Annotated in this window: 20 protein-coding genes and 1 pseudogene; 1 reads left to right on the top strand and 20 read right to left on the bottom strand. The window is 31.6% G+C overall.

Going from position 1 to position 21358, the window contains the following annotated elements; translation table 11 throughout:
• From TICRE_RS12770 to TICRE_RS12730, 9 genes are all read right to left on the bottom strand, one after another.
• The gene (locus tag TICRE_RS12770) at positions 1 to 774 is read right to left on the bottom strand and encodes a CheR family methyltransferase (protein ID WP_075728707.1); all 774 of its coding nucleotides are present in this window, start codon (positions 772 to 774) and stop codon (positions 1 to 3) included.
• Positions 774 to 1778, bottom strand: a complete 1005-nt coding sequence (locus tag TICRE_RS12765; RefSeq protein ID WP_198927581.1) for a protein-glutamate methylesterase/protein-glutamine glutaminase — start codon at positions 1776 to 1778, stop codon at positions 774 to 776. Before TICRE_RS12765 ends, TICRE_RS12770 begins: the two co-directional genes overlap by 1 nt.
• A 13-nt stretch (positions 1779 to 1791) precedes the next feature.
• Entirely contained in the window at positions 1792 to 2268 is a 477-nt protein-coding gene (locus TICRE_RS12760; protein ID WP_075728703.1) for a chemotaxis protein CheD, read from the bottom strand.
• A gap of 16 nt (positions 2269 to 2284) precedes the next feature.
• On the bottom strand, positions 2285 to 2740 hold the full coding sequence (locus TICRE_RS12755) for a chemotaxis protein CheW (RefSeq protein ID WP_075728701.1): 456 nt from the start codon (positions 2738 to 2740) through the stop codon (positions 2285 to 2287).
• Positions 2741 to 2955: 215 nt separating this feature from the next.
• Positions 2956 to 3633, bottom strand: a complete 678-nt coding sequence (locus tag TICRE_RS12750; protein ID WP_075728699.1) for a uracil-DNA glycosylase — start codon at positions 3631 to 3633, stop codon at positions 2956 to 2958.
• A gap of 11 nt (positions 3634 to 3644) precedes the next feature.
• Positions 3645 to 5093 (bottom strand): TrkH family potassium uptake protein, encoded by a 1449-nt coding sequence (locus TICRE_RS12745; protein ID WP_075728697.1) that lies wholly within the window; start codon positions 5091 to 5093, stop codon positions 3645 to 3647.
• Positions 5044 to 6450, bottom strand: a complete 1407-nt coding sequence (gene trkA / locus TICRE_RS12740) for a Trk system potassium transporter TrkA (protein ID WP_075728695.1) — start codon at positions 6448 to 6450, stop codon at positions 5044 to 5046. The genes TICRE_RS12745 and trkA overlap by 50 nt, the downstream gene beginning before the upstream one ends.
• Positions 6451 to 6521: 71 nt before the next feature.
• A complete protein-coding gene (locus TICRE_RS12735) occupies positions 6522 to 7841 on the bottom strand; it encodes a glutathionylspermidine synthase family protein (RefSeq protein ID WP_075728693.1) in 1320 nt (439 codons plus the stop codon).
• Entirely contained in the window at positions 7834 to 9141 is a 1308-nt protein-coding gene (locus TICRE_RS12730) for a glutamate--cysteine ligase (RefSeq protein ID WP_075728691.1), read from the bottom strand. The genes TICRE_RS12735 and TICRE_RS12730 overlap by 8 nt, the downstream gene beginning before the upstream one ends.
• A 195-nt stretch (positions 9142 to 9336) precedes the next feature.
• On the opposite strand from TICRE_RS12730, the pseudogene TICRE_RS13820 reads away from it, so the two are divergent.
• A pseudogene (locus TICRE_RS13820) lies at positions 9337 to 9528 on the top strand (SelT/SelW/SelH family protein); the annotation flags it as partial.
• A 35-nt stretch (positions 9529 to 9563) separates the two neighbouring features.
• Here TICRE_RS13820 and TICRE_RS12720 read toward each other — a convergent pair.
• From TICRE_RS12720 to TICRE_RS12670, 11 genes are all read right to left on the bottom strand, one after another.
• Positions 9564 to 10802, bottom strand: coding sequence for an ABC transporter permease (locus tag TICRE_RS12720; RefSeq protein WP_075728689.1), 1239 nt, complete (start codon positions 10800 to 10802; stop codon positions 9564 to 9566).
• The gene (locus tag TICRE_RS12715) at positions 10802 to 11716 is read right to left on the bottom strand and encodes an ABC transporter ATP-binding protein (protein ID WP_075728687.1); all 915 of its coding nucleotides are present in this window, start codon (positions 11714 to 11716) and stop codon (positions 10802 to 10804) included. The genes TICRE_RS12720 and TICRE_RS12715 overlap by 1 nt, the downstream gene beginning before the upstream one ends.
• A 53-nt stretch (positions 11717 to 11769) precedes the next feature.
• A complete protein-coding gene (locus tag TICRE_RS12710) occupies positions 11770 to 12033 on the bottom strand; it encodes a hypothetical protein (protein ID WP_075728685.1) in 264 nt (87 codons plus the stop codon).
• Between the two features lie 117 nt (positions 12034 to 12150).
• Complete coding sequence (gene hcp / locus TICRE_RS12705) at positions 12151 to 13803, bottom strand: hydroxylamine reductase (protein WP_075728683.1); 1653 nt, start codon at positions 13801 to 13803, stop codon at positions 12151 to 12153.
• Between the two features lie 129 nt (positions 13804 to 13932).
• The gene (locus TICRE_RS13685; protein WP_075728681.1) at positions 13933 to 14175 is read right to left on the bottom strand and encodes a hypothetical protein; all 243 of its coding nucleotides are present in this window, start codon (positions 14173 to 14175) and stop codon (positions 13933 to 13935) included.
• Positions 14176 to 14485: 310 nt separating this feature from the next.
• Positions 14486 to 15484 carry an ATP-binding cassette domain-containing protein gene (locus TICRE_RS12695; RefSeq protein WP_075728679.1) on the bottom strand — a complete coding sequence of 333 codons (999 nt, stop codon included), beginning with the start codon at positions 15482 to 15484 and terminating at the stop codon, positions 14486 to 14488.
• Positions 15477 to 16178 carry a GTP-binding protein gene (locus TICRE_RS12690; RefSeq protein ID WP_075728677.1) on the bottom strand — a complete coding sequence of 234 codons (702 nt, stop codon included), beginning with the start codon at positions 16176 to 16178 and terminating at the stop codon, positions 15477 to 15479. Before TICRE_RS12690 ends, TICRE_RS12695 begins: the two co-directional genes overlap by 8 nt.
• A gap of 12 nt (positions 16179 to 16190) precedes the next feature.
• Positions 16191 to 17408, bottom strand: coding sequence for an ABC transporter substrate-binding protein (locus TICRE_RS12685; RefSeq protein WP_075728675.1), 1218 nt, complete (start codon positions 17406 to 17408; stop codon positions 16191 to 16193).
• Positions 17409 to 17604: 196 nt separating this feature from the next.
• The gene (locus tag TICRE_RS12680; RefSeq protein WP_075728673.1) at positions 17605 to 18984 is read right to left on the bottom strand and encodes a GntP family permease; all 1380 of its coding nucleotides are present in this window, start codon (positions 18982 to 18984) and stop codon (positions 17605 to 17607) included.
• A gap of 21 nt (positions 18985 to 19005) precedes the next feature.
• Positions 19006 to 20001, bottom strand: coding sequence for a 4-hydroxythreonine-4-phosphate dehydrogenase PdxA (pdxA, locus tag TICRE_RS12675; RefSeq protein ID WP_075728671.1), 996 nt, complete (start codon positions 19999 to 20001; stop codon positions 19006 to 19008).
• A 10-nt stretch (positions 20002 to 20011) separates the two neighbouring features.
• The gene (locus TICRE_RS12670; RefSeq protein ID WP_075728669.1) at positions 20012 to 21292 is read right to left on the bottom strand and encodes a four-carbon acid sugar kinase family protein; all 1281 of its coding nucleotides are present in this window, start codon (positions 21290 to 21292) and stop codon (positions 20012 to 20014) included.
• Positions 21293 to 21358 lie beyond the last annotated feature (66 nt).

The following is a 21358-nucleotide window of genomic DNA, read 5'->3' as shown; positions in this document are numbered from 1 at the left end:
CTATACTTTTTCATATATAAAAGTAGATAATTTTTTAAATCCTAATTTTTCAGGATTGTATATACTTTCTGTGGCACCAGTAAATAGTATACCGCCTTTTACTAGGGAATCATTAAACTTTTTATATATTTCATCTTTTACTTCATTTTTAAAATATATGGTTACATTTCTACATATTATTATATGAAAACCTGTTTCATATTGTCCAAGTATTAAATCATGTTTTTTAAAGTTTATCATGCTTTTTATTTTTTTGTCTATGGTATATTCTTCATTCTCTAATGTAAAATAATTTTTCAAATCCATACTATCTATATTTTTTATTTCTGATTCTTTATATTTTCCCTCTTTGGCTCTATTTAATATCTGTTCGTCTATATCTGTTGCTAGAATTTTATCTTTTATCCTAAGATTGTTTTTATCCATTATAATCCCTAGTGAATAGGGTTCACTTCCTATTGAACAAGCTGCACTCCATATCTTTAGAGCGCCAAATTTAGGATTTAATTTCTCTTTTACTATTTTTTCAAATCCTTCAAATATATCCTTGTTTCTAAAAAACTCTGTTACATTTATTGTTATATAGTCTAAGAACTTTTGCTTTATCTTTTCATCTTTTTCTATTAGCTTTGCGTACTCTTCTAAAGTCTTTGCCCCTGAACTGTTCATAACTGTTGTTATTCTTCTTTGAAGTTGCTTTTGTTTATATGCCCATAATTCTAAATTAAGTTTTTTCTTTGTGAAGTCATAAAATCCATCAAAGTTTAGTTCCATTATCTCATCCTTAATATATTATTTAAGGTTTTTGATATATCCTCTAAGCCCAAAACCTCATCTACTACACCTTTTGCAATAGCACTTCCTGGCATTCCAAATACTACACTGCTTGATTCATCTTGTGCTATTGTAAGGCCTCCAAAACGCTTTATTGATTCCATACCATTTGTTCCATCTTTTCCCATACCAGTAAGTATTACACCTACTAGTTTTTCTCTATAAATTTCTGATGCTGTTTGAAATAGATAATCTACCGCAGGTCTTACCCCGTGCATCTTATCTTCTTTTGTAAGTTTTATAAGTGAGCCTTCTAGCCTTAGATGAAAATCTCCTGGAGCTAGATAGATTTTTCCACTTTCTATTTTCATATTGTCTTTTGCCTCTACTACCTTTGCTGTGGTAAGTTTATCTAGTCTTTGTGCAAATGATAGTGTAAAGCCCTTTGGCATATGCTGTACTATAAAGATGGGTATATTGATTTTCTTTGGAAGGTTTTCTAATAAATATACTAGTGCTTTAGGTCCTCCAGTAGATGAACCTATAACTATAGCGTTTACACTTCCCACACCTTTATTTGAAGTTTGTGGTTTGTTTTCTTTTTTAATATGATTTTTAGAAAAAATTAGAGAGTTTATCTTTAATTCTAACTCCTGTTTAAATTCTTCTAGATTTTGATTTAAATTTTCAGGCTTTTCTATAAAGTCTATAGCTCCTAGTTCTAAAGCTTCAAATGTAACTTCGGTTTTTCTAATAGAACTTAGCATTATAACTGGCATTTTATATTTCTTTTTTATCGCTTTAAGTGTCTCTATACCGTTAAGTTTTGGCATTTCTATATCCAAAGTTATAACATCTGGCTTAATTATATCTATCTTTTCTAATGCATCTAAGCCATTTCTAGCGATTCCTGCTACTTCTATGCCCTTTATATCTTCTACGGAATCTGCTATTATCTTACGCATAAATGCAGAATCATCTACTATCATTAGCTTTATTGTCATATATACACCACCTTTATAATATGTTTATTTCTTTACTTCCGTTTTTTATGCTTATAGTAAAACTATTTAAATCTACTACCATAGTTCTCCCTATATTTCCTCCTGTATCTCTAGAGAGGATAGGTATTCTATATTCTTTTAAAACCGCCTCTACTGCCTCAACATTTCTTTGGCCTATATTGTTTGCATTGCTTGAAAAGCTAAACATGCTAGCGCCTCCAGCTATCTTTGCTATAAGATTTTTATTAAATCTTCCACTAGTTATTTCTCTTATCATGGTTGGAATAGCAAGATCTGCAAACTTTTCGACTTTTATATCACTTATAAATGAGCTACTATCTGGAAGCATTATATGACTTAATCCTCCTCTTTTGGTTGCCGGGTCGTATATTGCTATACCCACACAAGAACCAAGGCCTAATGTTATAAGTTTATCTGGAGAATTAGATACCTTATAATCTGCTATTCCTATTCTTATTTCTTTTGACATTTCTTTACCACCAATTCTAAATATTATGTGCTAATTCCTCATTTGATAATAACTCTTCATCTTCTTTTATAAATAACTTGTCTACATCCAGTACTATTATAATGTCTTCTGGAAGTTTTATAAAGCCTTCTACATACTCTTTAGATATTTCTAATTCTTTAGTTGGTGCTTCATATTCATTTTCGTAAGATTTTATACCAAGTATATCTTCTACTGCTAGTCCTACATGTTTTTCTTTCCAGTTTACTACTATTATCTTTGTATTTATGTTTTTAACTATTTCCCTGCCATAAAGCCTTTTGTTTAGGTCTATAACTGGTAATACTTTCCCATTATACTCTATAACTCCCATCATATAAGGTAGTGGTTCTGGGATCTTTTTACCTTCTTCAAATTCTATTATTTTTTCAATGCGTTCTATTGGGATTCCAAGGCTTTGAGAATTGGTTTTAAATATAATATATTGCTTCATAGTGAATTCTCCTTTATATTTTAATTTTTTATAATTTTTTATTGATTTTAAAATCTTCTATTACAATAATATGAATTTCATCTATGGATTGTGAACTTCTCTTTTAAAAAACATTTTTCATTATATATATCGGATAAAACCTTAATTTATTAAACAAAAAACCCCTCCTAGTAATAAGAGAGGTTTTTATCGTATTTTATTAAGGAAATTGAAATTTAAATGTTTTCAATTCTCCAGTCTATTTCTTCTTTTCCAATGCTCTTTAAAAAATCATTTGTCTTTGAATATGGTTTTGAGCCAAAAAATCCTCTTGAAGCTGAAAGTGGACTTGGATGTACTGCTTTTATTATATGATGATTCTTATTTGTTATATATTTTTCTTTGGACTTGGCATTGTTTCCCCAAAGAATGAATACTATAGGAGTTTCTCTTTCATTTAAAAGCTCAATTATCCTATCGGTAAAGATTTCCCAACCTATTTTACTGTGAGAATTAGCCTGTGCTTCTCTTACCGTTAGGGATGTATTAAGAAGTAAGACACCTTGTTTTGCCCACTTTTCTAGATACCCATTATTTGGAATAGGAAGGCCCAAATCTGTATTTAATTCTTTAAACATATTTCTAAGGCTTGGTGGAATCATAACTCCTTTTTTTACAGAAAATGCAAGTCCATGAGATTGACCCCTTCCATGATATGGATCTTGACCTAATATTACAACTTTGACATCTTTGTATGGAGTAGTTTTTAGGGCAGTAAAGATATCATTCATTTCTGGAAATATGATTTTTTCTCTATATTCTTCTATTAAAAAGCTTCTAAGTTTTTTATAATATTCCTTTTGAAATTCCCCTTCTAATAAATCATCCCAATCATTTCCTATTATCTTTTTCATATTTTCACCTCTTACATTTCACGTCTCCAATTCTTTGGAGCTAGTAGTGCTATTATGGTAAATAGTTCAAGTCTTCCAAGTAACATCAAAAATGATAGAAGCATCTTGGTTGCTCCACTATATAGTGCAAAGCTTCTAGTAGGACCTACCAAAGCAAGTCCTGGCCCTATATTGCTTAATGTTGCTATAACTGAAGTTGATGCAGTTACAAGGTCTACACCTTCAAGTGTGACTAAAAGTGTACTTAAGGAGAATATTACCATATATAATGCTATAAAACTATAAATACCAGCTATTACTTCATTAGAAAGCACACGACCGTCATTTCTTATAGGTATAATGGCTCTGGGGTGAAATATCTTTAAGATTTCTCTTTTTATAAGTTTAAACATTACAAGTATTCTTATTACCTTTATACCACCTGCTGTTGAACCTGCACTTGCTCCTATAAACATTAAAAGGACTAATATTCCTTTGCTAAAACTAGGCCATAAATCAAAATCTGCTGTCGAATATCCGGTAGTTGTCATAATAGAGGCAACCTGAAAAAAAGAATCCCTTAGAGAAAGAGAGATTTTACCATAGTTTGTCATATATAGATTTATTGCTATAAATAAGGTACTAGAGATTACTATACCTAAATAGAGTCCAAGCTCTTCATTTTTAATCACATCTCTTATCTTTTTTCTATATAAAGAATAGTAAAGAGAAAAACTTACTCCTGAAAGAACCATAAATACAGCTATAACTATATGAATATAACTGCTCTTATAATACCCTACACTCTCTGCCTTTATTCCAAAACCTCCAGTTCCTACAGTACCAAATGTATGAAGAAGGGCATCGAAAAGACTCATTTTACCGAATAAGAGTAATATTACTTGTAAAATAGTTATACTAAAATAAGTTATATAGAGAATCTTTGCGGTATCTTTTATTCTTGGTGCCATCTTTCCAGCAATAGGTCCTGGACTCTCTGCCTTATATATTTGGAACCCCCCTACTCCAAGAGCTGGTAGAAGTGCAATTGTAAATACCAATATACCCATCCCACCTATCCAGTGAGTAAATGATCTCCAAAATAGTATCCCCTTAGGAAGTATTTCAACATTTTCAATAACAGAAGACCCAGTTGTAGTAAAACCTGATACTATTTCAAAAAATGCATCTATGTAGGTTGGAGTAGATTTTGCTAAGAAAAGCGGCATTGCCCCAAGTATTGAAATACTAAGCCAACCAAGAGCTACTATGGCTAGTCCATCTTTAGCACTTATCAAGTTGTCTTTTCCCTTTTTTCTTGATAAAATTATCCCAACTATTAAAGTTATAATTATTGTAATTAAAAATGGATAAAAATCATGTTCTCCCTCATAAAGTGATATTAGCAAGGAAGGTGCCATTAGACTAGATTCAATTATCAGTAGTATTCCCAGTACCCTTAGCACGATTCCATAGTTCACTAATCATACCCCCCTTCCTAGGATTGAAAAACCTCTTAAGTGTCTCTAAATCTTCTCTCAATGAAAATATAACTATCCTATCTTTAGGTTCTAACGTAGCCCCACCTTTGGGTATGATAACTTTTCCACGTCTTACTATAGCCCCTATTATAACTCCTTTTGGAAGTTTTAACTCTTTAAGGCTCTTTTGTATAAATTGACTATCTTTTGATACTATTATCTCTGTAACTTCTGCCTCGCCACCAAGAAGAAGTGAAACTGAAATTACCTTTCCTCCCCTTAAAAACTTCAATATATTACTAGCTGTTATATCTATAGGGTTTAGAGCTGCATCTATATCAAGTCTATCGATTATCTTTGTATAGTTTTGTTTACTTACCTTTGCTATTGTTTTACTTACTCCAGCTTGTTTACACATCAGAGCCATAAGCAGGTTTTGTTCATCCATTCCAGTAGCTCCTACAAATGCATCCATATTACTTAACATTTCTTCTTCAAGCAAGTTTATATCCGTACCATCTCCATGTATTATGAGAGTATCTTCTAATACTCTAGAGAGAGCTTCTGCTTTTAATCTATCTTTTTCTATAATCTTTACTGATATATTTGACTTTGCTAAGTTTTTAGCTAAGTAATATGAAATATTACTTCCTCCAAGTATCATAACCTTTTTTACCGGTTTGTTTTTTATATTAAAGTCAAATCTTGCATTGAGTTTATCTATATCAGTACATTCTCCCATTATATAGATTGTATCATTTTCTAAAATTGAAGTATTCCCATGGGGAATTATGATTTCACCATCTCTAAGTATGGCAGTTATAAGTAGATTTTCAAATCCTTCTAATTCTTTAAGTTTTTTTCCTATAAATTCTTCATGATGAGCTATATGAAAATCTAACATATGTACTTTTCCACTTGCAAATTCATCTGTATGAAATACATAATTTTGAAGAATATACTTTTCTATGCTTCTTGCAATATCAAGATCTGGATTTACTATATGATCTATTCCCATCTCCTTTTTTATAAAGTCAAGCTGCATCATATATTCTGAATTTCTAATTCTAGCGATAGTTCTTTTACAACCTAATTTTTTTGCTAAAAGACAAACTACTGTATTGGTTTCATCACTATCAGTAGATGCTACTAGGAGATCATAAGTGTTTATTTCGATCTCCCTTAAAACATTTATATCAATTCCATTAGCTTCTATGGTCAATACATCTACATGCTCATTTATTCTCTCTAGCATTTTACTGTTATTGTCTATCAGAGTAACGTTTATTCCCTCATCTATCATAAGCTGTGCAAGCTTATAACCAAGCTTTCCAACTCCAACAATCAAAACTTTCATTTCAATTCACCTCTTATCTTACTATACCAAATTTTATAGAGAAATAGTATAGGCAATAAAAAGAAAATTTATTATTCAACAAAAATATTAGGAAGCGTAAAGTATCTTACAACTCCTGAGATTATGCTTTCTTGACCTATTCTACTATAAAAACCCTTTACCTTTTCATTGTAGATATAGAGTCCTATAGTAGTTTTAAAACTCTCTGATTTAAATCCATCCTCAGTTTTAAGCAAAAAATCTTTTTCAAATGGATCAAAGTACTCTTGGTAGATATAGTCTTTGTCAAATGAATCTCTTAGTCTTTTTTCCCATTCTTCATCTGAAAAGTCGCGTCCTACATAAACTCCTTGTGATGCATTTAGATCCATTGGTTTCATTATATATTTTTCCCTACCTTCTACTACTTTTTTAAACACTTCTTCACTACCACCAAATATTCCAGTGTATGGGATATGTCGTTTTACAAAGTCTCTTTCCTCTTGTGTTAGATATTCTAAAGTGTCCTGATCATGAAGGATTTTAAAAAATATCTTATTGTGGACTACTTGGGATCTCATTGAACCTATACATACAAATGCCCTGTCTCTATATGCATCTAAAAATTCTTTTATTTCTTCTTTTTTGTCTATGATTTCATAGCTAACCATTCTTCTATATACAATGTCTATTCTATAGTCCTCATGGTAAAGTGCTCCATCCCTATATTTTAAATCCCTTGGATCTGCTATTATACAGTTATAGCCCTCTTCTTTGTATGACTCTTGAAATTCTAAAAACTCCATATCAGTAGCACTTTCTTTAAAGTCTACTATGGCTACATTTGGTCTTTCTTTTGGATTTTTTGTTTTGTTGTAAATCGTTATACTCTCCCTTACCCACGAGTTAAAAAGTTCAAAAGAGGAGAGCTTCTTATCTTTAGAAAAATCCTCTAATGCCAGTGACTCTAACATTATATTGGAAAAAATATAGTCTTCATTCATAGCAGAAGAACCATCGGTATTTAGTTCACAAAATTTAAAGTTCTCTCCATCTTTAAAAAACAAATCATATCGGGCTATTGGTATATTTATATCGTATCCATTTTCTACTTCTATAAGTTCTTCTATAAACTTTGAAAAATGGAATTTCTTTCTAAACTCTTTATCCTCTATAAATCTATCTGTAAGTTTATTTGAGATATCCATCATAGATTTTCCTATCTTTTCAAGTTCTCTAACATCTTTGCGGGTTAGAAACATTGGATGATAAAGGGTTGGCATTGTCCTGCCTTTATATATCGCCTTAGAACCTTTTACCTTTTCCATAGTCTTCTCATAGTCCTTTATATATCGCTTTTCATCGGATTTTATCATATCTATATATTCTTTATTTATTTGATCGCTATTCATTTTTGTCCTCCAATAAATTATTTAGTATACACCAATTTAAAGATTCTTTTTTCCCTTTGCCTTCTAAACTTTTAGTTATCTCATATGGACTCTTACCACTATCTAACATTTCCTTTAAAGGTTCTAGATATCTTTTTTCTTCACCATCTAATCCTTTGTGGGAGAGTTCTACTAAAAACTTTCCTATTTCTAAGAGTGTTATACCATTAAATTCAGCCTTTAACCCTTCTTCCATCATCCTATGCTTTGCCTCTTCTACATCTTTAAGTGTGATGCATTTTACAAATTCTAAAAGCTTTTCTAAGTTTTCTTCATTATATAGTAGCCCCTTAAATAGAGCTATAGCAGAAAAGTTGAGTGGATATGGTACCGAGTCCATCATTCTTATCTCTATATATTTTTTTGTTCTAACATCTGGAAAAAACATTGTAAGATAGTGTTCTATCTCCTCTTTGGTAAAATCATATGGATCTAAAAGTTCTTTTATATCTTTTCCTTTTGCAGATACTTCCCTACCATCTTTATAAATAAATATTGGGCATCCTTCTAAGATATACTCAGCATATTTTCCATAATTATAATCACTATCTAGTGAACTAGGCATAACACCTGATCTATCTTTATCGCAGTTTTCCCATATAAATGATCTCATATTGTGAAAAGGAGCCTTTTCCCCTTCAAAATAATATGCATTTTCAAACATAGCATAAAAAACTGGAGTTAATGCATTTAGTATTTTAAACTTCTTAATATAATCCTCTTGGGATTCATAATCTATGGCTACTTGGAGTGCTGCTGTTCCTTTCATCATATTGTGTGCATGAGTTCCTTTAGTTTTAAAGTAATCATACATAAAATCATATCTCTTTTTAGGAAGAAGTTTTATTTCATCTATACGAGTTTCTGGATGATAACCTGTTGCTATTATAGCTTGATTCTTCTTATTTAATATAGGTATAATATCTTGTAAAAAATCTAAATATTCTTCTTCAAGTTCTTTTATACTTAAGCTCGCATCAATGCTTAATTCAAGTTGACTGCCTGGTTCTGTTGTTATATGCTTTTTATCCTTTTGAAGTCCTAATATATATTCACCTTCATATAGCGCTTCATACCCTAAGTTTTCTAAATCTTTTAGAGTTTCAGCAACCCCTGATTTACCATAATAAGAAATGGTTTTAAGTGTATCTTTATCTATTACAAAGTGTTCAAACTCTACTCCAAGTTTGAAATCCTCTCTCTTTTTCTCTCCATTTTTAAAATAATCTTTGAAAATATCTATTTGTTCTTTATATTTCAATTCTTCATCCCCTTTACTTTTAAACAATTTAAATAGTCTAATATTGTATACCCATTATATATTATTTTTAATTATTATATATATTATGAAACAATATGGGTATATATATCATGTTTAGAAAAACCTTAGGAGGAGTTAATTATGAAAAATATATTGAGAATTGAATACTGTACTTCTTGAGCCTATTTAGCTAGAGCAGTTGCTCTAAGTAGAACAGTATTAAAAGAACATGAAAATAAGATTTCAGAGCTTACTCTAGTACCTTCTCATGGGGGAGTATATGAAATAACTTTAAATGATGAATTGATCTTTTCTAAAAAAGAAACAAATAGATACCCTGAAAAAGAAGAAGTTGAAGATATTATCCGTGAAAAGTTAAATAGTTGAATTAAAGACTACTGCATTTTGCAGTAGCCTTTGATTTAATCTTCTTTTAAACTCTTTAGAGCATCTTTTAATTTTACAGGATTACCATATCTTAGTGTTCCCATTCTATAGATCTTAGATGCTAAGATTCCTATAAGTATGGTCGATATAAAGAGAATTCCCAGCGAAAGAATTACTTCCCAAAGTTTTACACTTCCCATAGATACTCTTACAAACATTGCCATAAATGAACTAAATGGTACAAATGATGCAACCTTTAAAAGGATACCTTCTGTATTTTGCATACCAGTCATTGCTATAAAAAATACTCCTATAAATATAATGGTGATAGGTGTTGCACTTGCACTTATATCTTCTGTACGAGATACAAGAGCACCAAGAGCACCATATATAAATGCATAGAACAAGTAACCAAGTATACCAAATAATGCAAAGTTTAATAGTATATCTGCTGGTATTTTAAATAAAAAGTCTAGACTATTATCCCAAGCTTCTCTATTGAGCTGATAAGTAATCATACCCAAAGCTATAATTGTAAAGAATTGGGCAAATCCAGCTAGTGCCCCGGCTATTACTTTACCAAATATAAGGTTTTTAGAATCTGTACTTGTAACCAAGACTTCCATAGCTCTATTACTTTTTTCGCTTGCTACACCCGATGCTATGAGCTGTCCATACATCAATATTACAAAATAGAGTCCAAATACTAATATATTAGTGTAGAGAAAGTTATTGGCACTATCTTTACCTAAAACCACAGTTTCTGACTGAATTTCTGGTCTTATTAAACCTTGTACTTCATTGTAGTTTATACCTAAGTTTTCAAATTCTTTTATTCTATAAGTTTCTATGATTGCATCTTCAAACATACCTTCCCCTGAACCCATCATTTCATTGTTTTTTATTATGTTTTTATACTTTAAAGTATCTTCCAATATAAATCCTGCCTCTATATTGCCTTTGTTTACTTCACTCTCTAAATCTTCTTTTGATGTAAATTCTTTTAATTTCCCTGCTGGGAAATTTTGTTTTAGAGTATTTATATCTATCTTTCCATCAGTAGAATCAATATACCCAAAAGTACCCAAATCTTCTTGTTCTTCTATAGCAGTTCCCTCTTTTGTTTTCTCAACACCAAAGAAGGCATTTTTAATAGTAGGAAATGAAAGGCCTATTATTATCATAGCCGCAAGGATAGCAGTTGATATAATAAATGCTTTATTTTTGAAAAAGTTAAGAAATTCAAATTTTAATACTACAAAAAACTCTCTCATTATTTATCACCTACTCTTTCTACAAAGATATCGCTTAGTTTAGGTTTATAGTTTGAAAACATATCTATATCTAAGTCTAGTTCTATTATCTTTTCTAGTAAGTCCTTTTTAGATTTGCCATCTAAAAGTTCTATAATTAAATAATCTTTTCTAGTTTCAACTATATGTGCTATATCTTTAAATTTCTCTATGAAAATATCTTTTAAGTCACGTGATTGAAGATCAACTATACTGATAGTTAGTCTATCTTTACCATATTCTTCTTTTATCCTATTTAAATCTCCGCTTAAAACTATATCCCCTTTATCTATAAGGGCTATTTCTTCGCAAAATTCTTCTACATAATTCATTTGATGACTTGAAAATATAAGTATTCTGTTGTCATTTATTATTTCAAATATGATGTCTTTTAAGATTTGTGAATTGATAGGGTCTAGTCCGCTAAATGGTTCATCCAATATAATGATTTCAGGACGACCTAAAAATACTGATGCAAGCTGAACTTTTTGTTGATTTCCTTTAGAAAGGGTTTCAAGTTTCTTATCTTTATACTCTTCTATACCAAGCCTTTTAAACCAATATAAAGCATCTTCTTTTACTTCCTTTTTATTAAATCCCCTAAGCTCACCAAGATAAATTAGTTGTTCTAATGTTTTTTTCTTGGGATAAAGCCCTCTCTCTTCTGGAAGATAGCCTATCTTATGATTCTTTGGAATAAACTTTTTCCCATCTAATAAGATTTCTCCGCTGTTTCCAGAAAATAAATCCATTATTATTCTAATGGTTGTAGTCTTTCCAGCTCCGTTTCTTCCAAGAAGTCCTAGAGGTCTCCCACTTTCTACATAAAGATTTATTCCATGAAGAACTTCAGTCTTGCCAAAACTTTTATATAAATCTTTTACTTCTAAATTCATAATTGCCCCCTTTAAGTTTTATAAAAAATATCTCTATTATTATATAGAGATATTTATCTAGCAGCTTTAAGCTTTGCTATGTCGTTCCAATTTTGCGATACTATTATTTCCAAAGTATTTATTTTATCTAACATTTCTTGCTGCTCTTGTTTGAATTCTGTTAGATTTGCAGTTTGCTCTATAACTGCCTTTAAATCCTTTTTCATTTCTTGTTGATCTTGTTTCATTTCTTGTTGCTCTTGTTTCATTTCATCTTGACCATTTTTTAATGATTTCAGTTCTTCTAATACTATTCTTTGAAATTCTTCAGTACTCATAAAAATCCCTCCTTAAATAAATTATTTAAGCTTCTATTATTATGTATATCCATTATATCAGTAAATCATTATAAATTAAACCCATAAATCTTATGATTTATGGGTTTAATAATTATATTATGCTTCTAAGAAAAGTTTCATATCCTCTTCTACTGTTCCTATTGGTGCTATTCCGAATGTTTCTACTAATACATTTGCTACATTTGGTGAAAGGAAAGCTGGAAGTGTTGGTCCTAAGTGGATGTTTTTTACTCCTAGTGAAAGAAGTGCTAACAACACTATAACTGCCTTTTGCTCGTACCAAGCTATATTGTAAGCTATAGGAAGCTCATTTATATCGTTAAGTTCAAATATTTCTTTAAGTTTCATAGCTATAACTGCTAGTGAATAAGAGTCATTGCATTGTCCTGCATCAAGTACTCTTGGAATCCCACCTATATCTCCTAAGTTTAACTTATTGTATCTATATTTAGCGCATCCCGCAGTTAAGATAACTGTATCTTTTGGAAGTGCTGCTGCAAAGTCTGTGTAGTAGTTTCTAGATTTCATTCTACCGTCACAACCTGCCATTACAAAGAACTTTTTAATAGCGCCTGTTTTAACTGCATCTACAACCTTATCTGCTAGGGCAAATACTTGTGCATGTGCAAATCCTCCAACTATCTTGCCTGTTTCTATTTCAGTTGGTGCTGGAAGAGTTTTAGCATGTGCTATTACCTCTGAGAAGTCTTTAGCCCCTCCATCTACTCTATCTGCAATATGTTTAAATCCTGGATATCCTGAACTGCCTGTAGTATATACTCTATCTGCATAAGATGCAAGAGGTGGTACTATACAGTTTGTAGTAAATAGAATAGCTCCATTAAACTTTTCAAATTCTTCTTTTTGATTCCACCATGCATTTCCGTAGTTTCCTACAAAGTGATCAAACTTTTTAAATGCTGGATAGTAATTTGCAGGTAGCATTTCACTATGAGTATATACATCTACTCCTGTACCTTCTGTTTGGATTAAAAGTTCTTCAAAGTCTTTTAAATCATGGCCTGAAACTAATATTGCAGGATTATTTCTAACTCCTATATTTACTTCTGTTATCTCAGGGTTTCCATAAGAACTAGTATTGGCTTTATCTAAAAGCGCCATAGTTTTTACACCGTATTCTCCTGTTTCAAGAGTTAATGCTACTAGTTCATCAGCTGTTAAAGAATCATCTAGCGTTGCTGCTAATGCTTTTCTAATGAATTTTCCTATTTCCTTATCTTCAAATCCTAAATTATCTGCATGCTCTGCATAAGCTGCCATTCCTTTTAAGCCATATGTAATAAGCTCACGTAGGGAACGAACATCTTCATTTTCTGTAGCAAGTACTCCAACTTCTTGACTGTTAGCTTTAAATACGATTTCATCATTTGAGTTTATAGTAAATGTAGCTGGATCTTTTAGTTCACCAAGTTCTACTCCTTTTGCTATTAAATCCTCTTTTAGTGAGTCTCTAAGTTTTAAAGCGTCTTTTATTTTTTCAAAAAATCTTTCTTTATCAAAGTTAGCATTTGTAATAGTCATAAACAGTCCTTCTATAATAAATCTGTCCATTCCTTGTGTTTCTAATTCTATTTCATCTGCTTTAAGTCCAAGTACAGATATACCTTTAAGAGCGTAAATCATAAGATCTTGAAGATTTGAAACATCTGCTGTCTTACCACATACTCCAACTTTTGTGCATCCTTTACCGCCTGCTGCTTCTTGACACTGGTAACAAAACATATTCATCTGCTTTCCCCCTAAATTTATTTTTATATTTTAGTTTTAAAATTTCTTTATTTCTCTATCTTATATACCCATTTTATCTTAGTTCTTAACAAACATCGGTAACGTATGTTACGATTTTGAGATTATTTTTTAATAATTTATCGCTGCTGCCTTTATTCTATCTGGATAATTAACAGAACAAGGGGTTACTCCATAAACCATATTGCAATGTGGACACTTTGATTCTAAATGAGTCATTTCGAAATCTTTACCACATTCTACACATTTTAGTGTAAGGGGCTGCGGCATTGGGTTGTTGTTAAAACCCATCATCCTTATCTTATCTACTACTGTTTTCCCTTCTTCAAAACTTCCATTACAACCTGCGTGCATATCAATCGCTCCTTTTTATTTTTTAGTTTTAGTTTAACTAGGTATTAAGAAATAAATATAAAAAACGTCTCTCCGCTTCCGGATTTTCCATAATAGTTGATTTGTTAAATCCTACAGAGTCGTTCCTTATTTTTATATTTATTTCTTGCACTTTACTTGTTTAATTAAATTTTACTTCTATAAGAATAAATTATAAAAATAAGAGCCGACTCTGTAGAACTTATCATATTAACTCTCATTATAAAGTTCGGAAGCGGAGGATCGTTTTTTATAATTTATTCTTGCCAGCTTAATTACAAGACCTTTAATTTTATTTCTTCAAGCTTAATTCCCGACCTTCTCTTAAATCTGTTCTTATTGATTGAATTATTGCATCCATTTTTTCTAGGTCTTTTAGGAGTTCTTTTTCTTTTTTTGAGGTTTTTATTATTTTTTCTATACCTCCGTTTTTGATTACTATTCTTCTATCTCCTATAAGAGCTAGTGTTGGATCATGGGTTGCCATTAGTACTATTTTCTCTTCCCCTATTAAAAGGTCTAGAGCTTTTCTTCTATCTATTCCTGCGTTTTCTATCTCATCTATTAAAACTATAGGAGATGAGCTTAGTATTGCTGTATCAGCTATCATAAGAGCTCTAGATTGTCCACCACTAAGAGAGGTAATTGGGGTCTCCATCTCAAACTTTTCTCCAGCTAGTTTGTTTGCTTCTTTTATAATTCTTGAAGTTACTCCCTCTATATCTTCTACTAGTCTACTTCCTGCGTGAAGTTCTAGAAATTCTCTTACAGTTAAATCCATTACAAAGTTCATATTTTGAGAAAGCTGTGCTACTAGTTTATTGTTTGAAGAAAATCTCCATTTCATATCAGGAACTTTTCCATCTACTAAGATACTTCTACCAGTAGGAGTATCCTTTTGAGCTGTCCACTCTATATCAGCTAAAAGTCTTGATTTACCAGAACCGGTAGGACCTACTATTGATATAATCTCAGATTTATGAAGTGTAAGAGTTTCAAAACCTTCTTTTTTTCTTGATTTATCAAATCCTGGCAAGATTGTAAGGCTCTCTACACCTTTTTCTTCTTTAATTCCTAAAAACTCTTTCATGTTTTGTATATATTCCTCTAAATTTTCTGTTAAAGATTCTTTATCTATTGCAAAGTCTTCTATTTCTTCTTCAGAAAAAGAATCTAGAAATTCTGTAAATGTTCTTTCTTCCTCTAGATTTATATCTAACTTGTTTCCTGAAAAATAGTCTGTTATAAAAGGATATTTTTCTATCAATTGTTTTAATTTCATATTATTCATCATCTTCACCTAAATCCATCTTTCTAACATTTCCCATCTGATAGGCTTCGCCTATCCTAGTTTCTCCAAGGCAATATGAGCAAAGAGCAGATGGCATTGGAAATCTTAGCTCCATTCCCTTAACTGTCTCGATTGTTTTTTCTTTTTCATAAAGAAGGGTACTGAGTTCAAAAGCACCTTGTCCTGTTAGCCCATTTACATGCATAGTCATAGCTTTAGGGTTTACCGAGTTTACACGGGATGCAAATACTTCTCTTTCAGCTTGGGAAACTATATCTCCCTTTGTTATAACTACTATATCTGAAGATTTTAGCATAGGACCTATCTTTTTAGGGGTATTTATTCCTGAAAGATTATCTATAACACAGATTCCCATTATTTCTTTTATATAAGGTGAACATCTATTGCAAAGTCCTGCTGATTCTGTGATGAGTAAATCCAGTCCCTTTTTTATCCCCCATTGAACTACTTCTTCTATATTTGATGCAAAATAGTGATCTGGGCAAAGTGCACCAGAAATTCCTTTCTTAACTGGTATTCCCATTTTTTCATAGAGAACATCATCATCTGTATAGAGACAATCAAACTTTACTACTCCTACAGATATGTCCCTCGATTTTAATGCATCTATTGTCTTTAATATTATACTGGTCTTTCCTGAAGAGGGGGGACCTGAAAATATAACCAAATTCATCTTTTTTTCCTCCTATATACTACTGTTGAAAATATCTTCACATCGCTTTATTAAACTTCCTATATCGTTATTGTTTATAAAGTCCCATCCTATCCACATAAATTTTTGGTTGTCCTCTAAACCATTTTCTACTTCTGGATTAGTAGAAGGAAACTTTCCGTTGTGAGATAGGATCTCTCCTACCTCTTTAGATGCAAAAAAGTCTACAAATGGCTTTAATTTTTCTTCCTTTTCCTTTTTACTTAGTAAAAAAATAGGGCTTATAACTGCTCCATCTTCTGGCCAAATTGGAACCATAGGTCCTTTTCCAGTTATCATCTTGGTAAAGAAGTATGGCATTATTGTAATAGTAGGTTTATCTTTCTTTTTATAAGATTTTACCATCTCTGATGGATGCATATTTTTCATAAAACTCTTTCCAAGACTTTTTAATCCGTCTTCTCCATAAGTTTTATATATATTTAAAAGTATTGCATTAAACAGGTCAAAGTCTCCTACTGGTAGTGAAACCTCACCTTCAAATTCCTCTTTAAAAAGATCTTTCCAAGTCCTTGGAAACTCTCTATCTCCTAGTTCTTCTTTATTTACTAAAAACACTGCAGAGACTACACCTATAATAGAATAGTTTCCATCAGGGTCTCTTAAATCTATATCTTCATTTTGAAAATCTTTATTCATTTGCTTTTTAGCAATTAAATCCTTGAAAATTCCTTTTTCTTTAAATCCACCCATTAGGTCTTTATCAAAGAAAAGGTCAAAACCTGCTGACAAAAATAAATCTGGAAGGTCTTCTTTCTTTGCACCCTTTATCTTATCTTTTATCCAGTCTACTCCACCACTTGCTACCTTTAAGTCATATTTTATATTAGAGCCTAGATCTTTATCTTCTAAAAATGATTCAAAACCTTCAAGAAGCGGAATCCTTACTGGACAAGGCAGTATACCATTTATAGTTATTTCTGTGTTTTGTATATCTTTATCATGGTATAGTTTACCATCTACATCAGTTCTAGTTTGTTCTATTATATCTATAAGCTTTTGTTCAAACAATTCTACATTTACTTTTTTACTCCTACAAGCCATCTCAACGCTTACAGTTTTACCCATTATTTTTCTCATAGCATCATTTTTAAGCTGATCAAAGCCTGTTTCAACAAACACATCTATAGTTTCAGGATATTTTTCTGTTATATCATATACTTTATCTTTTATATCAAAATATTTATTCATTTTTTTCCTCCTAAATACCGACTTCATTACTCATTGAGATTATTATATATGTAAAAACATATTAAATCGGTAACTTATGTTACGGGGAAAAAAATTTTAAATAAAAAATGAGTTCTGTAGTTTACAGAACTCATTTAAATTAGTTACTTATTATCCCTCTCTAGCTTACATTAGGCAAGGTATGTGATTATTAAGTCTATCCAAAAAAGGCATTTATTATCAATAATGATACAAATCCTACTGCCCAAGCTATAGTAGTTGGTATAGACCAAATTCTCATTTGTTCTTTAGGATTTGTTATTCCTATTGTTCTATTTACTACCCAGAAAAACGAGTCTGAGAAGTAGCTAAAAAACAATGATCCTATACAAGCTGAAAGTGTTGCAAATACTGGATCTACTGACAAGGATGACATTATTGGTGCAGTCATTGATGCAGATGTAAGCATTGCAACTGTTCCAGATCCCTGGATAAATCTTATAAGTGTTGATATTAAAAATGGTAAAAATAGTAACGGAATCTTTGAACCCGCTATATATCCTGCTATATATTCTCCTACTCCACTAGTTCTAAGGACTGATCCAAGTGCTCCCCCTCCACCAGTAACAAGGATTACTATACCTGCAGATGATATTCCTTTTTCCATTGTTTTTAATGTTTCTTCTCTGGAGATGCCTTTTGTCAAAGTAAGGATTGCAATGATAAGTCCAATAGCTACGGCGACTAATGGTGTACCTAAAAATGTTACAACTTTCCCAAATATGCCACCAAATTTTAATACTGCCCCAACTGTGTTTAACAATATTAATATTATTGGAACCATTATAGGTGCAAAAGATGTAAATGTTCCAGGTAAATCCGCTTCATTAAAACTTGATTCAAAATCTTTGGGTATTTGAACACTATCTGGTCTTATCCAACCATCACCATCTTCTTCTGGTATTTGATAAATTTCTTTTCCTAGTTTTTTTGCATAAGGCATTACTGCTAAAAGCATTGGAATTGCAATAACAATTCCCCAAAGAATTACTGAACCAACATTTGCTCCATAAATTCCTGCTGCTCCAACAGGTCCTGGTGTTGGCGGCACCATTGTATGAGTTATTACTAAGCCTGATGCTAAAGCGATTCCTAGTGTTACTATTGATTTTTTAGTTTGTTGCGAAAGTGCTCTAGCAAGTGGTGCAAGAATTATAAATCCTGAGTCACAAAATATCGGAATAGATACTAAAAATCCCGTTACTGCAAGAGCTGACTCTTCTTTATCTTTTCCAAAAAGTCTTAAGAACGTATAGGCCATTCTTTTTGCTGCTCCACTTTTTTCAAAGATTTCCCCCATCATTACGCCAAATCCGATAATGATACCTATACTACCTAAAGTTGAGCCAAACCCCGATGTTATTGCGGCAATAACATCTTCTACAGGCATTCCCCCAACTAGTCCTACCACTATAGCTGCGATTATAAGGGCCAAAAATGTATGAAACTTTGTCTTTAAAATCAGATAAACTAGAAGTACAATTCCAACAATCATACCTATAATCATCTGATTACCTGATATAGCCACATCTCCCATAAAGCTCCTCCTAAGTTAATTTTATTTATTAAAATTAGGTGCATATTTTGCAGCTAATTTTACAGCTTCTATCATACTTACAGCTGATGCTGTATTTTTTCCTGCACGTGTATATGCTGTTCCATGATCAACACTTGTTCTTAAAAATGGCATTGAGTTAGTTAATGAAATTGTTCTTTCAAAGTCATAAGTCTTTGTAGCGATATGTCCTTGGTCATGGTATAGACTTAAAACACATGCATACCTTCCCCTAAGCCCTATTGAAAATATTGAGTCTGCTCCAATTGGTCCTATTACATCATATCCTCTTTTTTGTGCTTCCTTAATAGCAGGTATAATTTCATCTACCTCTTCTGAGCCAAATAATCCATTTTCTCCAGAGTGAGGATTTAATCCTGCAACTGCCATCTGTCCTTTAATTCCAAGTCTTTCTAAAGCTTCAAAAGATCTTTCTATATAATCTAGGACTCTATCGTATTTAACAAGTTCAATTGCCTTTTTTAAAGATACATGTCTAGATAAGAAAAACACTCTTAATTTTTCTACTTCAAACATAGTAAGTGGGTCATGAACTCCTGAAATTTTTTCAAACATTTCAGTATGTCCGATAAATGGAACCCCTCCTGCTTTTAGAGATTCTTTATTTATTGGAGTAGTTGCTACAGCATCTACCTTATTATCCATTGCTAATTCTCCAGAAACTTTAATATATTCATAAGATGCCCTTCCACAATCCCCATTTACCTTTCCCCACTCGTAAGGCTTTGTAATGATTCCTAAATCTATCATATCTATAGTTCCTTCTTGAAACTTTGCATCTTCAACATCTTTAACTACATTTATTTCAAGTGGAAGTCCAGTAACTTCTAATGCTCTTTCTACAACATATCTATCTCCTATTAAAAATGGTCTTGATACTTCCCAAACACTTTTATCTGCCCAGGTATGCATAGCTATTTCTGGTCCTATACCTGCTGGATCTCCTAATGGTACTGCAATAATTGGTTTATTTTTCATTTTATCTCTCCTATTCTTTCTTAAGTTTTTCAAAACAGATTTTCATAGCATCTCTGTCTCCAACCATTCCACCTTTACTTATTATCCTATGGTCTGGTAGTAACCCACCTATCATTCTACCATACGCACTTAGAGGTATAACCTCTTCTCTAATTTCTATACCTTGAGATTCCATATAACGGGAAAATGCCACAGTTATATCTCCACCACTAATAAATGTACCTGCAAAAGAAAATTCACTTAAAATAGTATTTTTTGAAATCTCTGCCAATCCATCTGCTATTCTTATAGATATATCATCCATGTCCATATCTTCCTCTTTGGAAATCTTCATTAAGTCCAGACGTTTTTCTCCTTCTTTATAAGGGGTAGTTGTAATCAATAAATAATCATTTTCTTCAAGTTTTTTTAAAGCTTCTTTAGTGGCTCTTTTTATTTCTTCATCTCTTTTACTTTTTTGTGCTAAAAATTTAGCATCTACTCTTACTATGCTAAAGTCATAAGAGTTTAAAAGTTCTTTTATTTGTTTAATAGATGTATCTGTAACACTTCCTACAACCATCAAAACTTTATTTAATACTTCATCTCTTTCTAACATTTGATTTGCTACTTCTAAGGTAAATGGTCCTGGATCTGATGCAAAAAATTTTACACCAGATGCTAAAACAGCTAATGCAATAGTTTCTAAATGTTTATCTGCTAAACCATCAAAGACTAAAAGTCTTACACCTTCTTTTTTCTTTGTCTTAATAAGTTCTGATAGATAATCTACACCTTTTTCTATATCTTCAATACAGATCATATCAGAGTTATATTTTAGACCTTTTCTGAAAATATCTATCACATTTGAAGTAGATACTGGTGTTTTTGTATCTTTTCCTGCATCACTATTTAATAACAATTCTCCATTTACAAACATTATCCCATTGACAACTACTCTATTAGTTGCAGGATAAGATGGAACTGCTATACCCATATAGTCCTCACCTAGAGAATCAAAGAATGAATTTAACTCTACACCAATATTCCCCCTTAAAGTGGAATCAATTCTTTTAGAATAAAGCTCTACTTCGTTTGACTTTAGCTTGTCTAAAGCTTCTTTCACCTTTATATAAGCCTCTTGTGGCTCTATAGCTCTAGAGTTAGTGGTAAATGCTATTGCATTGTATTCCTGAGGAAGGTCTCTATCTAAATTAAAAATAGTTGCAGCATCTAATCCAATTTTTTTCATCAACGCACAATTAGCATTTGCTCCTGTTAAATCATCAGCTATCATCCTAAACTTTGTCATATTTCACCTCACGTTTATTTATATTTTAATATGTTATAGTATCATTATACCCAAAACAATAGCTTT

The organism is Tissierella creatinophila DSM 6911 (genome assembly GCF_001940565.1).
GTDB classification, from domain to species: Bacteria; Bacillota; Clostridia; order Tissierellales; family Tissierellaceae; genus Tissierella_A; species Tissierella_A creatinophila.
Note: the sequence above shows the minus strand (reverse complement) of the source record. Positions and strands in the feature narration are given on the sequence as shown.

Excerpts from the sequence above, each read along its gene's own strand:
- TICRE_RS12770 (WP_075728707.1), bottom strand. The coding sequence starts at position 774 with ATGGAACTAAACTTTGATGGATTTTATGACTTCACAAAGAAAAAACTT.
- TICRE_RS12765 (WP_198927581.1), bottom strand. The coding sequence starts at position 1,778 with ATGACAATAAAGCTAATGATAGTAGATGATTCTGCATTTATGCGTAAG.
- TICRE_RS12760 (WP_075728703.1), bottom strand. The coding sequence starts at position 2,268 with ATGTCAAAAGAAATAAGAATAGGAATAGCAGATTATAAGGTATCTAAT.
- TICRE_RS12755 (WP_075728701.1), bottom strand. The coding sequence starts at position 2,740 with ATGAAGCAATATATTATATTTAAAACCAATTCTCAAAGCCTTGGAATC.
- TICRE_RS12750 (WP_075728699.1), bottom strand. The coding sequence starts at position 3,633 with ATGAAAAAGATAATAGGAAATGATTGGGATGATTTATTAGAAGGGGAA.
- trkA (WP_075728695.1), bottom strand. The coding sequence starts at position 6,450 with ATGAAAGTTTTGATTGTTGGAGTTGGAAAGCTTGGTTATAAGCTTGCA.
- TICRE_RS12735 (WP_075728693.1), bottom strand. The coding sequence starts at position 7,841 with ATGAATAGCGATCAAATAAATAAAGAATATATAGATATGATAAAATCC.
- TICRE_RS12720 (WP_075728689.1), bottom strand. The coding sequence starts at position 10,802 with ATGAGAGAGTTTTTTGTAGTATTAAAATTTGAATTTCTTAACTTTTTC.
- TICRE_RS12715 (WP_075728687.1), bottom strand. The coding sequence starts at position 11,716 with ATGAATTTAGAAGTAAAAGATTTATATAAAAGTTTTGGCAAGACTGAA.
- TICRE_RS12710 (WP_075728685.1), bottom strand. The coding sequence starts at position 12,033 with ATGAGTACTGAAGAATTTCAAAGAATAGTATTAGAAGAACTGAAATCA.
- hcp (WP_075728683.1), bottom strand. The coding sequence starts at position 13,803 with ATGAATATGTTTTGTTACCAGTGTCAAGAAGCAGCAGGCGGTAAAGGA.
- TICRE_RS13685 (WP_075728681.1), bottom strand. The coding sequence starts at position 14,175 with ATGCACGCAGGTTGTAATGGAAGTTTTGAAGAAGGGAAAACAGTAGTA.
- TICRE_RS12695 (WP_075728679.1), bottom strand. The coding sequence starts at position 15,484 with ATGAATAATATGAAATTAAAACAATTGATAGAAAAATATCCTTTTATA.
- TICRE_RS12690 (WP_075728677.1), bottom strand. The coding sequence starts at position 16,178 with ATGAATTTGGTTATATTTTCAGGTCCCCCCTCTTCAGGAAAGACCAGT.
- TICRE_RS12685 (WP_075728675.1), bottom strand. The coding sequence starts at position 17,408 with ATGAATAAATATTTTGATATAAAAGATAAAGTATATGATATAACAGAA.
- TICRE_RS12680 (WP_075728673.1), bottom strand. The coding sequence starts at position 18,984 with ATGGGAGATGTGGCTATATCAGGTAATCAGATGATTATAGGTATGATT.
- pdxA (WP_075728671.1), bottom strand. The coding sequence starts at position 20,001 with ATGAAAAATAAACCAATTATTGCAGTACCATTAGGAGATCCAGCAGGT.
- TICRE_RS12670 (WP_075728669.1), bottom strand. The coding sequence starts at position 21,292 with ATGACAAAGTTTAGGATGATAGCTGATGATTTAACAGGAGCAAATGCT.